Below are 14,621 nucleotides of genomic sequence, written 5' to 3' on the forward strand. Positions count from 1 at the left end.
GATTTTAGAATTGGGAATGACTGATGAAGCTGGTCGTTTGGAGCTTGTCTACAGTTGCATTGTTTTTTCAAACTTGCACCACAAAAAAAGCGATCGCCCTAACTGGCATAAAGTTAGTGCGATCGCCGTACTATGAATCAGCTATTTATCTATCAGACTCGGCGCGGAATTTTTACGCATTTCCACGGATTTTTTTACAAAACTTTACTGGGCGTTGGGTAAAAATATCCAGAAATCGTTTTTCTCTACCTGATATCTCTTTTTTTATTGAACCGCAGAGGGCGCAGAGGGCACAGAGGAAGAGAAGAGAGTAGGAAAGGAGTTCACAAATGATGAGGGGTTGCTATGCCAATGCCCAATGCCCAATGCCCAATGCCCAATGCCCAATGCCCAATGCCCCACCTATTTAGCTAACAGTTTTTCAAACACCTCATACATATCCTCAGCCAACTTTTTAGGATTCCACAAAGGTGCGAGATGTTCTGGCTGTTTAGATTTTACTAAATGCTCTTTCACCGCATTTCTAAAACCAGCATCGCGGCCAAACTTAACTCCCCACTGCGTATATTCCTCCCAAGTCCACGCTGCACCAACATCAAGATTTGCACTTTTGAGAAAAGCGTAACCCATGCGCGAAAGATATTGGTCGCCGGATCGAGTTACCACTGGCAAATTCGCCCACAAAGCCTCTAAGTTGTGAGTCCCGCCGTTGTAAGGATACGAATCTAAAAGCACGTCGGCTACATAATAAATAGCGCGGTGTTCTTCTTCACTTCTGGTTTGCCCTATAAACTTAATCCGACCAAAATCTACTCCCTGAATTTCGCATTCTTGGCGGTAAGTGCTGTGAATAACATCCGGGTCGCCTTGACCTTTGCGGATTAACACACTCTCTGGTACTTCCTTAAGAATTGTAACTTGAGCTCGTACCATTTCGGGATTGGTTTTTCTCCCGGGGGCAACGCACAGATAAGTCATTTGCTCTAAACCAATTCCGAGAGCATTTCTAATCGCCTCTCGATTCACAGGAATGCTTTGCAGTGCGCCAATTGCTACGGAACAAACAGGCAATCTTACTAACTGTTCTAAGTAATTTTTTTCCACACCAGGGGGATGAGTGTGTTCGTCGCAGAGAAAGTAGTGATTATCTGAAATGTAGGGGGCGTCGAATCCCAGCCAAGACACGCAAATCCCCGCAGGATATTGATACAGCACTTCGACATTTGTTGGGACTGTCATCGAGTCTAAGTCTATCAAAACATCCAAGTTGTCTTGGGCTACTTCGGCGAAGATTTCACCGCCATCAGCAAAGCCGTTTGGATATTTTTTAGGCCAGTAAAACTTGCCCGCCATGTCTTCAAACCGCTGCGTAACCTCATCTCGGTGGAGTTTCCCGGTGACGTAAAGGTGAACGTGGGGGGTGATGTGGCTTAATTCGCGAATTAAAGCTTCGCTGCACCAGCCTACTGAGTGGCGGCGGAAGTGTTTGGAAAGGAAGCCGATTTTTAAATGACGCTGTTCTTTTGTTCGGTAATTGGCTAGGTTGCTTCTGTTAACTTGCTGGCGCTGCGGGACGGCTTTTTGGTAGTATTCTTTGGCAATGAGCCTGTAGAAACTGGCATTTTTTTCGCGATTGTCTCGCAGGTGAGAAACTGCAAACAGGAAAATTTCGTAGAGGAGTTTTAGTTCCATTACGCTAAAACTTTCGATCTTTTCGTAGCAGAGGTTTTCGATTTCTTCTAGTTTCTGAATTGCCTGTTTGCTGACACCTGATTGTAGGTAGGAAAAGACATAGGCTGTAGCTGACATGACTAGGGCACTTTCGCCGCAGTTTTCGCAGTATTTGTCGGCTACGCTGCGGGCTCCGGCGAGGTTGGTGGAATGGCTTAGCAAGTCGCACAATTGTTGGTAGGCTTCGCTATATTTGGGGTTGCATTGAATCGCTTTTTCAAAATTGGCGATCGCCTCCAACGGCTTATCTTGTTTCTGAATGTGTCCCATGCGGCAGTAAACCTCTGCCCACTCCGGTTTTAATGCCAGGGCTTGCTGATAGCTGGCTAAAGCTTCTTCCAGCCGCCCCTGCATCGAAAAACAATTGCCGAGGTTAGCGTGAACTTCCGGCCAGTCGGGCTTGATTTTCAGAGTATTTCGGTAATTAGTAATTGCTTCGTCGTACTTGTTTTGCTGTAGAAAAGAGTTGGCTATATTGAAGTGCAAAACTTCTAAGTGCGGCTTTAAAGCTACAGCTTTCTGATAGTAAGCGATGGCGGCGTCGAGATTGCCTTGTTGCGATCGCACGCTGCCGATGTTACCGTAAGCTTCAGCCCAGTCCGGTTTAATGGCGATCGCTTTTTCGTAGCATTCGATGGCTTCGTCGCGCTTTCCTTGGCTGAAAAGTCGATTACCTAAGTTAAAGTGGAAGTCTGCACCGACTAGCTGCGGGTTGAGTTCGGATGTTCTTTTAAAACAGGCGATCGCTGCTTCAATGTTGCCGTGTTGCTGATATACTTTCCCTAAATTCCAGTGAGCTCCCGCTAAATCGGGGCGGAGGGCAATGGCTTGCTGGTAATGGGCGATCGCTTCTTCCAAACGCCCCATTTTGAAATACATACTGCCAATATTGGCCCGCACTTCCGCAAAGTTTGGCTGCAATTCTAGGGCTTGAGAATACGATCGAATCGCAGCTTCATTTTTGCCTTCTGCTTGCAAAGCATTGCCTAAAGTGACGTAAGCGTGGATGAAATCCGGTCGGATTTTTATCGCTTGCTGACAAGCTGCGATCGCCTCTTTAATTTTACCTTCAACTAAAAACTTTTCTGCGAGTTTTTTGTAGGGTTCTACTTCTTGAAAATTGGCAACTTGTCCGCTATCTGGAACATTGAGCGAGGTAACTTGTTCGGAAAGTTCGGCAGGGTTTGTAAAGGGTGTATTTAAAGTTTCAGTGGTGGGCGCTGGCGGCAAATTGATGCTCGAAGGCTGCAAGCCGTAGCCTTCATCTTTGTTGACAGATACTGGTTGCGATTCCCCTGATTCTGTTTCTAATTCGATAAAGTTGCTGTCGGTAGTTTCCCGCTGTTTTTGTGCGAGCAAACTCGATAGTTTTTCAGCAGCGCTGGCATCTCCCGGTTGCTGTTGCAGCACTTTTTGATAGCAACTAATTGCTGCATCTAACTTTCCTTGCTGCTGCAAAACGCTGCCCAACATCAGATTGACCGAAGATAATTGAGGATTAATTGCCAGAGCTTTTTGGTAATAATTTCCCGCCTGTTCCAATTGCCCTAACTTATAATACATACTGCCGAGATTCGCGCTGGCTTCGGCAAATTCTGGCTGAATTTCTAAAGCTTGCAAGTAAGCTTGAATTGCCATTTCCAGTGTGCCTTGAGCGTGCTGGGCATTGCCCTTTGTCAAGTAAGCTGCAGCAAAATCAGGTTTGAATTTAATCGCGAGATTGCAAGAGGCGATCGCCTTTTCAAATTCTCCTTGCAAAACATAAACTTCCGCCAACTTTTTATGAACTTCCGCATCTCCTGGATTTAACTCTAAAGCTTTCTGATAATTCTCGATAGCGCCACCGAGATTACCTGCATCTTTCAGCCGATTTCCCTTTACAAAATATGCTTGAGCTGCTTCTGAATCCACCAACGACTCCGTTATCATTTGCTCTGCCACTCTTACAGTTTTTACACTAATAATATTCAACCATTCTACCCACTCTCGGGCCCGCACAGACCAAGTACACCCTCGATTTATATATTCTACCTGCTGCCTCAGATGATTTTCAGCAGTTGCGCCGCCCGCACCCGTACCCTCATTTAAAACTCCGACTATCGCCTCTAAAAACCGCCTTGTATATCCCTCCCAATCTGGCTTACCCGCCCGCTTCCAATTAGTTATCGATGCAAAATTTTCCACCCCTGACATTGAAACTAGACGGGCAAATCCAGCAGTTGTTTCCGGCAAAGCTGCCAATTCACTCGTCACAATCCGGCAACCGCTGGCCATTGCCTCCATCACGGCAATAGATGAGGTTTCTAAATAGGTATTCGGGTAAGCTAAAACCGCGACTGAACGCAGTTGCCGGACGAGTTCGGGTTGCGGTACGGAACCGACGTACTCGACGCCTTCTGTTTCCTGACACTCGCGGTAAAGTTGACCGAAAAAAAGCTTGTTATCATTGTCGTCTATTTGGTGTACTTTCATGCTTGAAAATACTTTTAATCTGGTTCCCGGGACAGCTTGACGAATTTCGGGAAAGACTTTTAACAAAATATCGAGTCCGCGAAATGGAGTGCTGGTGTAAGCTAGAATGGGCGGTCGAGATTTATGAGAGAGGATAGGAATATTATCGGGGAAAATATTAGCAAAACAAGGTGCGATCGCATTTCTTAAAACACAACTGCGATTGGAGTCAATCCCAAAGCGCTGCTGAAATTGCTGGCGCTGCCAGTCGCTGACAAATACAAAGGCATCGCAAGCATTGATTTCTTGATCATTCTTAAAATTTTCGAGGAATACAAAGCCCGGTTCGTTATGAATCCACAAAATTAATTGAGTGCGATCGCCCAAAAGCGGCTTGATTTCCAGCGCTTTGCCGACTATATTGACTATAACTAAAAAATCGAGCGATCGCAGCAATTCTAAATTAGATTTGTCCCCCACCCTGCGCCTGCAATCAACGCCGCGCGAAATCCCAGACTCGGAAGTATTGTTGAGCAAAAATACCTCGTTTCCCTGTGCAGCCAATGCTTCAGCTAAGTAACAAATAGCCGACTGAGTGCCGCCCAAAGGTTCGCGGTAAGGAGTTTCAATGTTGTAATCCCAAGTGTAGGTATCGATAAATCCGATTTTCATTATGGCAATTATCCGCCGATTTGTGAACTAGATTTTTTTTAATTTAACCACAGAGGGCGCAGAGGGCGCAGAGAAGAAAGAGAGAAGTTCCCACTTGAAATAATTTGCGAGTTCCCTCTCTTCTTCTTCTTCCTCTCTGCGTTCTCTGCGCTCTCTGCGGTTAAATAAATCCATAATAAATGGTATAATCTTAAAACTATTGAGGAGTACCGAAAATGACCACAGAACAAGATCCCGTAAAATTGATGAAACAGCAAGTCGGCTTTGCTGCTGCCGATCGCGTACAATCTGGTATGATTGTCGGACTCGGCACGGGGTCAACTACAGCTTATACTATTCAAGCATTGGGCGATCGCATAAAATCAGGTGAACTCAAAGATATCAAGGGAGTGCCGACATCTTTTCAATCAGAAGTGTTAGCCAAACAGTACGGAGTACCGCTGACAACACTAGATGAAATTGACAGAATTGATGTTGCTATTGACGGCGCTGATGAAGTAGATCCCCACCTCAACTTAATTAAAGGTGGCGGCGCGGCCCACACCCGCGAAAAAGTAGTCGATTACCTCGCAACTCAGTTTATTGTAGTAGTTGACAGTTCCAAAATCGTAGATAAATTGGGTTCGACTTTTCGCGTGCCCATCGAAGTTATACCGATGGCATTAACACCAGTGATGCGCGCCATTGAAAAATTGGGTGGCAAACCAGAACTCCGCATGGGTGTGAAAAAAGCAGGACCAGTAATTACCGATCAAGGTAATATGGTAATTGATGTCAAATTTGATGACATTCCCAACCCGGGAGAAATGGAAAAAAGCTTGAATAACATTCCCGGTGTGTTAGAAAATGGTTTGTTTGTAGACTGTACAGATTTGGTTTTAGTCGGGGAAATCCAAGACGGAAAACCAGTAGTACGGGAGATTTCTAAATAGTCAAAACTGCCCCAGTGGTGGTCAAAAACTCTTTGTGGAACAGGCATCTTGCCTGTTCAGGAGAATGCGACAATATGCGAGTTAAGTTGTTGGGCATCTAAATTGTATTTTTAGGGCGGGCGAGACGCCCACCCCACAAGACTTTTCTTAAATTTGACTATACAATTTAAATGCACTTGGGCTTACCTTGACTTTGATTGTCAAAACTCAGGGGTTTAAACTCCTGTATGACGGAGGAATATTTTTAGGGTGGTTTATAAATCTCCCTCCTAAAAACCAGGCGATTCATCTGTCAACTGTCAACTGTCAACTGTCAACTGTCAACTGTTTATGATGCAATATCGCAGATTCGGTCGCACAGAATTATCCATGCCCGTCTTTTCCTGCGGTGGCATGAGATATCAGTACAAATGGCAAGACGTGCCAGCCAATGAAATTCCCTCAGACAATCAACAAAATCTAGAATCGACGATTAGCTACTCGATTGAATGCGGCATCAATCACATAGAAACTGCTCGCGGTTACGGCACTTCCGAGATGCAATTGGGGTGGATTTTTCCAAAATTTCCCCGCGAAAAGTTGATAGTACAAACGAAAGTTAGTCCCAAACCGAACTCCCAAGAGTTCCGCGACGAATTTGAAAAATCATTAGCTTATTTGCAACTAGAATACGTCGATTTACTGTCGCTACACGGCATTAATACGTGGGAATTGCTAGAGGAGTCTATGCGTCCGGGCGGCTGCATGGATGTGGCAAAAAAGTTGCAAGCAGAAGGCAAAGTTCGGTTTATTGGTTTTTCAACCCACGGCCCGACGGATGTGATTGTCAAAACAATTGAAACCAATCAATTTGATTATCTTAACTTGCACTGGTACTACATCAATCAAATTAATTGGCCGGCTATTGAAGCTGCTAAACGTCACGATATGGGCGTTTTTATTATCAGTCCTTCCGACAAAGGCGGTCAACTTTACAGCCCGCCGCAAAAATTGGTAGACTTGTGCTATCCGTTGAGTCCGATGGTGTTTAATGATTTGTTTTGTTTGTCGCATCCGCAAGTACACACTTTGAGCTTGGGCGCAGCCAAACCTGAAGATTTTAACGAGCATCTCAAAGTTTTAGAATTGTTAGATAGAGCCGATGAAATTTTGACTCCGATATTAGAAAAGTTAGAAAAAGCAGCTATTGATACATTAGGAGAAGATTGGTTTAAGACTTGGCACGTGGGTTTACCAACTATAGAAAATACTCCCGGAGGTATTAATATTTATGTGATTCTGTGGCTGTGGAATTTGGCGCAGGCTTACGATACGATCGACTATTGCAAGATGCGCTACAACCTTTTAGGTAATGCGGGCCACTGGTTCCCCGGCCAAAAAGCCGATCGCCTCCATGAATTAGACTTGCGCCGCTGTCTAGCCCACAGTCCCCACGCTGCTAAAATTCCCGGTATTCTTCAAGCAGCCGATCGGCTTTTTGGAGGCGAAGCCATCCAGCGCTTGTCCCAAGAATAATCTAAAAAAAACCCGGTTTCAAGACAGAAACCGGGTTGGTGAACCGGAGCACGTGAGTTAGTTACGCGCACACAATTAGCCTATACTTGAGAAACTCTCACAACCATCGCCCATCCGTCTCATCCATTCGGGCGATACAACTTTTTTTCTCAACTCACTCCCATTTTGCTTTAATCTGAGATAAAACAGTTAATAATTCACTTAGGTACTTTTTATGACTCTTAAACGCCGAGATTTTTTGTATTTGCTGACTGCTACCGTCGGAGCTATTACCGCAGGTGCTTGCCAAGCGTCAGGAAATAATGTACCGCAAGCAAGTCCAGTTGCAGAAAGTCCAAAAATAGCCCAAACCCCCGGGCCTTTTACACTGCCGCCTTTGCCTTACGAATACAATGCTTTAGAACCGCACATCGATGCGCGGACAATGCAATTTCACCACGACAAACACCACGCCGCCTACGTTAAAAACCTCAACGATGCTGTCAGCAAATACCCGCAGCTAAAAAATATGAGTGCTGAAAATATGCTGCTAGATTTGAGCAAAGTACCAGAAGATATTCGCACAACAGTGCGTAACAATGGCGGCGGACACCTAAATCACACTATGTTTTGGGAAATCATGGGTCCCAACGGCGGCGGCGAACCCACAGGGGCAATTGCAACAGCAATTAAGCAAACTTTCGGCAGTGTTGACGATTTTAAAACAAAATTTAACGAGGCCGGCGCCAAGCGTTTTGGCAGCGGTTGGGTTTGGCTAGTCCGCAATAAAGCTGGCAAACTGGAGATTACAACTACGGCAAATCAAGACACTCCTTTGATAGATGGCAACTATCCAATTATGGGTAACGATGTTTGGGAACACGCTTATTATCTCAAATACCAAAATTTGCGCGCCGACTACTTAAAAGCTTGGTGGAATGTTGTTAATTGGGCGGAAATTAACAAGCGCTACGAAAAGGCTAGCGCTTAGTTCAAAAAAGCTTGTTGTTGCGAGCGATCGCAAACAGCTCAACAACCAACTCTGTTTTAAGTAGGTAGGCGCTGTAAAACGCAATTAAGTAAGTCAACGATTGTAAAATATCCTGAGCATTAAGCGTGGCTGACTTAGCCCTGTTTCCATACTGTTAGATGGTTCGTTTAATTCCACCTACCTACTTATTTTCTGATTCTGCTGTCAAACTCGGGCTGCCCTCAATGTACAATCCACCATCTACCTTTAACACGCTGCCCGCGATGTAGCTAGCTGCATCAGATGCCAGGAAAACTGCTGCTTGGCCTAAATCTTCCGGGCATCCCATCCTACCGAGAGGCATTCTGTTGCTGAACGACTCAAGCAATTCGTCGCTATACCAGCGTCGCTCACCCGGAGTATCAGTCCACCCAGGCTCTAGGATGTTGACCCGAATTTTGTGCCACATCAGTTCATTCGCCATCGAAAGAACGAGGTGATGACAGGCTGCTTTGGTGGTGTTGTAGTCAATCGCACCCTTATACGGAAAATGAGCGTGCGGGGATGAGATATGGATAATCGAGCCTTGGGCCTTCCTTTCCACCATACGGCGGGCAACTATTTGGCAGATGTGAAACACACCATATACCCCTATTTCTAGTGTCCGCTGTAAATCCTCAAATTTAGTTTCTAGCAAAGTGTTTCGGACGCTAGCGATCGCATTTGTCACTAGAATATCGATTTGACCGAGTTCTTGCTCGCACGTATCCACCATCCTTTCGACTTGATCGCGCTGGGAGACATCTGCTTGAATCGCGATAGCGCGACGCCCGAGAGAGTGAATCTGGTTGACTATTTCTCGCGCAGATGTTGGAGAACCGCAATAGTTGACACAAACATCGGCACCAGATTTGGCTAATTCAAGGGCGATGCCAGCACCAATTCCTTTCGAGCTACCTGTGACAAGTGCAATCTTATTGGCAAGCATAGTTAGTATTGAAAAACGGCTATAGCTAGCGCACGGGACGCTCGAACTGCTGTACAACTTTCCGCAAGTAAACGCAGTGCCGCGCCCCCTGACTCGTCGGCGTTGTGAATGCTTCGACTGACTCAACTTTACCGCCCAAATGCTCGATCGCCCTTTGCAACTCCGTTTCTTCCTCCACCGTCCAATTTCCACGGTAAAGTACAGCCAAACCGCCATTTTTCAGCAGAGGCAGCGCGGATTTAGCGCAGAGAGGAGCTGCTCCCACTGCTCGGAGAACTGCTAGATCGTAAGCTTGTTTGTGCTGTGGCCCTCGGGCAATTTCATCGGCTCTGCCCAACAAAGTCGCAGCATTTTCTATGCCTAAAGACGGCAAAACTGTTTCCAAGAAATCAATTTTCTTGCGAGTAGAATCGAGCAAAGTAACTGATAGTTGCGGCAGGGCGATCGCGATCGGCAGACCCGGAAAACCCCCACCCGTCCCAATATCAATAACTTTCTGCACCGACTCGGCGGCCACTTCTGGATTTTCCGCTGAATTATGATTAGCTGGCAGCAGTCTTGCAATTCCCCGCAGAGAATCCCACAAATGTTTTTCCCAAAACTCCATCGGCTCAGTAATTCGAGTTAAATTCAAGGAGCGATTTCCCTCGACAATTAACTCATAAAGTCGCTGAAATAGTTGTTGCTGCGACTCATCCGGCTGCCAATTCAGCGTTTTTTGCCACAACTCGTTCATCTGGGGCAACACAGACATTTTAATCTCATTTATCATCTAGTTCTATTCTCACTTTTTTCTTGCTGTCCGCTTAGGCGGACTTCGTTTGTCTAGACGCGAATTCTATTCGCCGGTCAACCATTGGCAACGCCATAAAAATCAAACGCAACTCGTTTCCTTAGCTTCTAACTTAGCCCGATCGACCTCCAGCAAATCCCCGTGGTCTAAAGTCCAAAATTTATCGGCTACACTCAACAAATCGCTAGCATCGTGAGTAACAATCAACAAAGTCCAGTGACTTTTCAACTTACTCAACAAGCTTACCAACTGCCGTCGCATCGACCAATCCAAACCCGCCGTCGGTTCGTCCAAAAGTAGCAAATGCGGCTGCCGAATTAGCTGCACCGCCAGGGCTACCCTCCGCTGTTGTCCGCCGCTCAAAGCGTGGGGGGAAGCCCGCAGCGGCAAATGTCCGAGTCCCACTTCTGCCATTGCTGAGTTAATTTGTTCTTGTCCCAATTCAGGATGTCCCAACCGCAATTCTTCTAAAATTGTGCCTCCGCAAAAATGCCTTTCTGGAAACTGGAACACTAAACCTCCTAACTGTTGCAAGTGTTCCGGTGTTAATTCCTGTTCGCGCCAGCGGATGTCGCCGCTAGTTTTTTCTGCTAAGCCTGCTAATATTTCTAATAGCGTACTTTTGCCTGAACCGCTGCGGCCCACAATCAGCCCCATTTGCTGCGAGGGCAGTTCTAAGTTAATATTTTTCAGAATAGGATTCGGACAGGCGGTAGGATGATATACTAAGTTTTTTAGATAAAGCATTAACGCAATTGGTAATTGGGGAGAAGGAAGGCACTACACGAATTTTGACAAGGATACACGGATTAATTATCCAGCCTCAGCGATTTGTTTCTAGCTTGGGCCGATCGCACACAATTATTTTACATAAATCTTTACAAAAATTTCCTTTTTTTTCAGGATGGGTGTTGGATTTTTGTGTTTTTTCATGGTATATTTTAATAATGGGAATCTGTTCTTTAATATATTATACAAGTCACACTTCCATTATTAAAATATACCTCAACAACCACAAAAAATCAAGCAAATTTCACTCTTTTTTTGGTCGCGGCCCGAGAGTTTGAGAATTTAACTCTCTTGTTTCTAGTTTACAGTATATTCCACTCAGAGAATTGACGATGACGAAAACCCCTTTAGCATCGCTTGGCAAGCAAATGTTAAGTTCTAAACAGACAGTGCGGGCGCTCCCTTTCGCACTCGCGATCGCCCTCAGCATCTGCATTAACTCCGCATTAGCAGGCGATCCCTTTCGCACAAGCAACCCGCAGGCGATCGGGCCCAATACCGAAACCGCTTTCAAAACAATGTTTCAGCAAGGAAACTACAAACAAGCAAAAACTCAAGTTCAACAAGCACTATCAGCCGAACCAAACGAACCGCTAGTCTATGCGATGGCAGCCTCGCTATCATACATCGAAAAAGACTTCAACTCGATGAATTCCTACGCGCAAAAAACCCGCGAACTCGGCGAAAATTTGACGAAAACTAATCCATTGCGCGGCAACATTTACACAGCAGCAGGCCACTTTCTAGAAGGGGCGAACATTATAGCCAAAGAAGGAACAGCAAAAGGCGCGCCCCAAGCTGTGAGTAAATTGCGAGTAGTATTTCAATACCTAGAGGCCGCCGACAAAATAGCTCCCAATGACCCCGAACTCAACCTGATCAAAGGCTACATGGACTTAATGCTAGCCAAAAACCTACCCTTTTCCAACCCCGACGAAGCAATTCAAAGACTCGAACAAAAAGCCTCTCCCCGCTACTTAGCTTATCGTGGCGTGGCCGTCGGCTATCGAGACTTGAAAAAGTACGATCGCGCTTTAGAATTTGCCAACAAATCCTTAGCAGAAACGCCCAACAATCCCGAAGTTCTCTATCTAAAAGGACAAATCTTGTTTTCCCAATCCCAGGGGAAAGACGGCAACAAAACCTTACTTGAGGAAGCCCGAAAAAACTTCGACGCCGCCTTAGCAAAACCCGATCAACTGCCCCGCAGTTTAGTAGCCGAAATCTTCTTTCAGCAGTGCAGAACCCGTAACCGTCTCGACAGCAAATCTCGCGCCTGCGACCCCATGCGCGATAAAATTAGAGATGCAGATGGAGTCTGGGGGCCGGCAGCCTTACCACCACTTTAAAAAGAGTCAGAGGGGAAGTCAGAAGTCAGGAGTCAGGAGAAAAATTCTCCCTCTCCCTCTCTCCCACTTTTCCTCTCTCCCGCAATCCCATTCCTGCAATTCCATTCCCTTTCTTTGATAAAATTGATGCAAGTAGAGTTTCGCGAGTTTAACCCCTTTGACCTCTGGATTTGGCTGAAGTTCAGCAACGTGCCTTCAAACGGTGAAAAACAGTATGTTGAAGAAGTGTTTGACTCTTGGTTTTTCTTGGGAAAACTCGGAGGATTTAATGCGGAAAATTTGCAAGTTCAAGATGAAGGCTTAGATATCAGTGATATGAATTACGATGTTAATCTAGCCGACCAAAGTATGATGGCTTTGATGCACAATATGGGAGAAATGGAGTATCAAGGTTCTTGGGCTCGCTGCTGGTTTGATTTGGGTACTAGCGATGCAATTGGACTCGATGTTTTGATTAATGTTTTCCAGCAACTCAGCAAAGAATTCGTAACGATTGAAAAACTAATTATCGGCGGTGAAAATATAGACTGGCCAATTGAAAATAGGAGGAGCAGAGAGGGTTTTGCCGCCGATAATTAAACGTGGGCCCCACACGGATGACACGGATACACTGATAATGAGTGATGATTCCTGGCTAATATAGGGCTTACGCACGGGTAGTCATTAACCGGGTTTTCTGCATCATACTTCGTTACACCCCGCATCAACGGCAAAAAACCTGCTGGTTGGGCGAAGTCGGAACCCGGTTTCTTTTGTTTTGGTGTTGATGCGTCATGACTGATGACTGATAACTAATTATGCAAAAAGGTACAATTCGCGTAATTGTTTTAGGACTAATTCGATCGGGCGATCGCATTTTCGTGTCAGAATGCGAAGATCCGGTCCAACAAGACACATTTTACCGAGCTCTGGGCGGTGGCATAGAATTCGGAGAACACAGCATCGACGCTTTGCAAAGAGAGTTTCAAGAAGAAATTAAAGCCGAGTTAACAAATATCAAATATTTGGCTTGTTTGGAAAATTTTTTTATTTTTAATGGCCAAGCCGGACACGAATTAATACAACTATACCAGTGCGATTTTGTCGATTCCAAATTTTATGAATTGGATAGTCTGGATTTTGCAGACGGAGATGGGGAACATACTGCATTTTGGATGCCGATCGAGCGCTTTCGATCGGGCGAATTGCGCCTAGTTCCAGATAAATTTATCGACTACTGCGAAAGCTGATGCAGTAAGAGTTGACAGTTGACAGTTGACAGTTGACAGTTGACAGTTGATAGTTGACTATTACCAATTATATCATGTCCGCTCGATTCCCTCCGCTTCGCTTCGCCCGCGATCGATAAGGTTTGATCGCGGTCGCTCGACCGAACATGATATTACAAATTAGCGGGTGGATCTTACCTAACTGAAAAAGGCTATAATCGATCTTTTTAAGTGCAAATCTTTCATGCGACGAGATTCAATTTTCTACAAACTGTTCCGTCAAGCGCCAACTTTGCTATTCGCTCTACTGGCTACAACTCCAGCAAATGCTGCCAATTATCGCTTTGACTCGGTGGCAGTCAAAGAACCTAAATTTGAAATTGACGGCGTATTCTTGCCACCAGAATCAGATGGTGCAGGCATCGTCTATTTTTGTGAAGTTCAGTTTCAGAAAGATGAACAAATTTACGAACGGTTGTTTGGCGAATCGTTTTTATATTTTTACCGCAATCGCAGTCGTTATAGCGATTGGCAAGCTGTGGTGATTTATCCATCTCGCAGTATTGAACAAAGCGATGTTTATCCTTATCGAGCTCTGCTCAACAGCAATCAAGTGCATCGGGTGTGCTTAGATGAGTTGGGGGATATTCGCGCCTTGCCTTTGGGAATTGCGCTGATGGTGTTGACGACTGTCGAAGAGGCTCAAGCGCCAGCAGAAGCAAGGTATTTGCTGGGCAGAGTGCAGCAAGAAGTTCCATCAGAAGCAGGTCGTGACATAATAGAACTATTAGCAACTATTATGTCGTACAAATTTACATCGTTGAGTCGAGCCGAGGTGGAGTCGATGTTGGGAATTACATTACAGGAAACGAGATTCTATCAAGAAGCTAAGGCGGAAGGACTGCTGGAAGGACTGCTGGAAGGACTGCTGCAAGGGCGGCAGCAAGGACTGCAGCAAGGACGGCAGGCAGAAGCCTGCGCGCTGATTGTCCGACAATTAACCCGTCGGTTACGACAAGAATTGTCTGAGGAAATGCGCGTGCGCGTTGCTAATCTTCCCTTGCCGGTACTCGAAGATTTGAGTGAGGCGCTGTTGGATTTTACTACTGGGGAGGATTTGCTGGCTTGGCTGGAGGCGCGGCAGTCGGAAAGTCAATAATTTGATGAAATTGTCAGGGCGATCGGATTTCCGTCTGCATGACAAGTGCGCTCGCATCTCCAAAACAAAAGGGCGTTAGCGTAGC

The 14,621-nt window shown here is 45.6% G+C and carries 11 protein-coding genes; 7 read left to right on the forward strand and 4 right to left on the reverse strand.

The window, feature by feature from the left end; all coding sequences use genetic code 11:
- Window positions 1-402: 402 nt before the first annotated feature.
- A complete protein-coding gene (locus QUB14_RS05905) occupies window positions 403-4,854 on the reverse strand; it encodes a tetratricopeptide repeat protein (RefSeq protein WP_333215836.1) in 4,452 nt (1,483 codons plus the stop codon).
- Between the two features lie 215 nt (window positions 4,855-5,069).
- Between QUB14_RS05905 and rpiA the strand changes: the two genes are divergently transcribed.
- The 3 genes from rpiA to QUB14_RS05920 all read left to right on the forward strand — a co-directional run bounded on the left by rpiA (window position 5,070) and on the right by QUB14_RS05920 (window position 8,271).
- Window positions 5,070-5,786 carry a ribose-5-phosphate isomerase RpiA gene (gene rpiA, locus QUB14_RS05910; protein ID WP_333215838.1) on the forward strand — a complete coding sequence of 239 codons (717 nt, stop codon included), beginning with the start codon at window positions 5,070-5,072 and terminating at the stop codon, window positions 5,784-5,786.
- A gap of 330 nt (window positions 5,787-6,116) precedes the next feature.
- A complete protein-coding gene (locus QUB14_RS05915) occupies window positions 6,117-7,301 on the forward strand; it encodes an aldo/keto reductase (protein WP_445251818.1) in 1,185 nt (394 codons plus the stop codon).
- A 214-nt stretch (window positions 7,302-7,515) separates the two neighbouring features.
- Window positions 7,516-8,271, forward strand: coding sequence for a Fe-Mn family superoxide dismutase (locus QUB14_RS05920; RefSeq protein ID WP_333215840.1), 756 nt, complete (start codon window positions 7,516-7,518; stop codon window positions 8,269-8,271).
- A gap of 181 nt (window positions 8,272-8,452) precedes the next feature.
- On the opposite strand, the gene QUB14_RS05925 is transcribed toward QUB14_RS05920, so the two are convergent.
- The 3 genes from QUB14_RS05925 to QUB14_RS05935 all read right to left on the reverse strand — a co-directional run bounded on the left by QUB14_RS05925 (window position 8,453) and on the right by QUB14_RS05935 (window position 10,778).
- On the reverse strand, window positions 8,453-9,238 hold the full coding sequence (locus QUB14_RS05925) for an SDR family oxidoreductase (protein ID WP_333215842.1): 786 nt from the start codon (window positions 9,236-9,238) through the stop codon (window positions 8,453-8,455).
- A 25-nt stretch (window positions 9,239-9,263) separates the two neighbouring features.
- A complete protein-coding gene (gene rsmG, locus QUB14_RS05930; RefSeq protein WP_333297112.1) occupies window positions 9,264-9,992 on the reverse strand; it encodes a 16S rRNA (guanine(527)-N(7))-methyltransferase RsmG in 729 nt (242 codons plus the stop codon).
- 120 nt (window positions 9,993-10,112) lie between these two features.
- Complete coding sequence (locus QUB14_RS05935; RefSeq protein ID WP_006633111.1) at window positions 10,113-10,778, reverse strand: ABC transporter ATP-binding protein; 666 nt, start codon at window positions 10,776-10,778, stop codon at window positions 10,113-10,115.
- A gap of 374 nt (window positions 10,779-11,152) precedes the next feature.
- Here QUB14_RS05935 and QUB14_RS05940 point away from each other — a divergent pair, with 374 nt between their 5' ends.
- The 4 genes from QUB14_RS05940 to QUB14_RS05955 all read left to right on the forward strand — a co-directional run bounded on the left by QUB14_RS05940 (window position 11,153) and on the right by QUB14_RS05955 (window position 14,536).
- Window positions 11,153-12,169, forward strand: coding sequence for a Sll0314/Alr1548 family TPR repeat-containing protein (locus QUB14_RS05940; protein WP_333215846.1), 1,017 nt, complete (start codon window positions 11,153-11,155; stop codon window positions 12,167-12,169).
- Between the two features lie 126 nt (window positions 12,170-12,295).
- Window positions 12,296-12,748, forward strand: coding sequence for a DUF3531 family protein (locus QUB14_RS05945; protein ID WP_190659407.1), 453 nt, complete (start codon window positions 12,296-12,298; stop codon window positions 12,746-12,748).
- 218 nt (window positions 12,749-12,966) lie between these two features.
- Window positions 12,967-13,398 carry an NUDIX domain-containing protein gene (locus QUB14_RS05950; RefSeq protein WP_333215848.1) on the forward strand — a complete coding sequence of 144 codons (432 nt, stop codon included), beginning with the start codon at window positions 12,967-12,969 and terminating at the stop codon, window positions 13,396-13,398.
- Between the two features lie 223 nt (window positions 13,399-13,621).
- Window positions 13,622-14,536 (forward strand): Rpn family recombination-promoting nuclease/putative transposase, encoded by a 915-nt coding sequence (locus QUB14_RS05955; RefSeq protein WP_333215850.1) that lies wholly within the window; start codon window positions 13,622-13,624, stop codon window positions 14,534-14,536.
- Window positions 14,537-14,621 lie beyond the last annotated feature (85 nt).

The sequence above is a fragment of the Microcoleus sp. B3-D2 genome (assembly GCF_036705345.1).
Classification (GTDB): Bacteria; Cyanobacteriota; Cyanobacteriia; order Cyanobacteriales; family Microcoleaceae; genus Microcoleus.

Bases quoted from the DNA above. Each gene is read 5' to 3' on its own strand.
- QUB14_RS05905 (WP_333215836.1), bottom strand. From the start codon at position 4,854: ATGAAAATCGGATTTATCGATACCTACACTTGGGATTACAACATTGAA.
- rpiA (WP_333215838.1), top strand. From the start codon at position 5,070: ATGACCACAGAACAAGATCCCGTAAAATTGATGAAACAGCAAGTCGGC.
- QUB14_RS05915 (WP_445251818.1), top strand. From the start codon at position 6,117: ATGATGCAATATCGCAGATTCGGTCGCACAGAATTATCCATGCCCGTC.
- QUB14_RS05920 (WP_333215840.1), top strand. From the start codon at position 7,516: ATGACTCTTAAACGCCGAGATTTTTTGTATTTGCTGACTGCTACCGTC.
- QUB14_RS05925 (WP_333215842.1), bottom strand. From the start codon at position 9,238: ATGCTTGCCAATAAGATTGCACTTGTCACAGGTAGCTCGAAAGGAATT.
- rsmG (WP_333297112.1), bottom strand. From the start codon at position 9,992: ATGTCTGTGTTGCCCCAGATGAACGAGTTGTGGCAAAAAACGCTGAAT.
- QUB14_RS05935 (WP_006633111.1), bottom strand. From the start codon at position 10,778: ATGCTTTATCTAAAAAACTTAGTATATCATCCTACCGCCTGTCCGAAT.
- QUB14_RS05940 (WP_333215846.1), top strand. From the start codon at position 11,153: ATGACGAAAACCCCTTTAGCATCGCTTGGCAAGCAAATGTTAAGTTCT.
- QUB14_RS05945 (WP_190659407.1), top strand. From the start codon at position 12,296: ATGCAAGTAGAGTTTCGCGAGTTTAACCCCTTTGACCTCTGGATTTGG.
- QUB14_RS05950 (WP_333215848.1), top strand. From the start codon at position 12,967: ATGCAAAAAGGTACAATTCGCGTAATTGTTTTAGGACTAATTCGATCG.
- QUB14_RS05955 (WP_333215850.1), top strand. From the start codon at position 13,622: ATGCGACGAGATTCAATTTTCTACAAACTGTTCCGTCAAGCGCCAACT.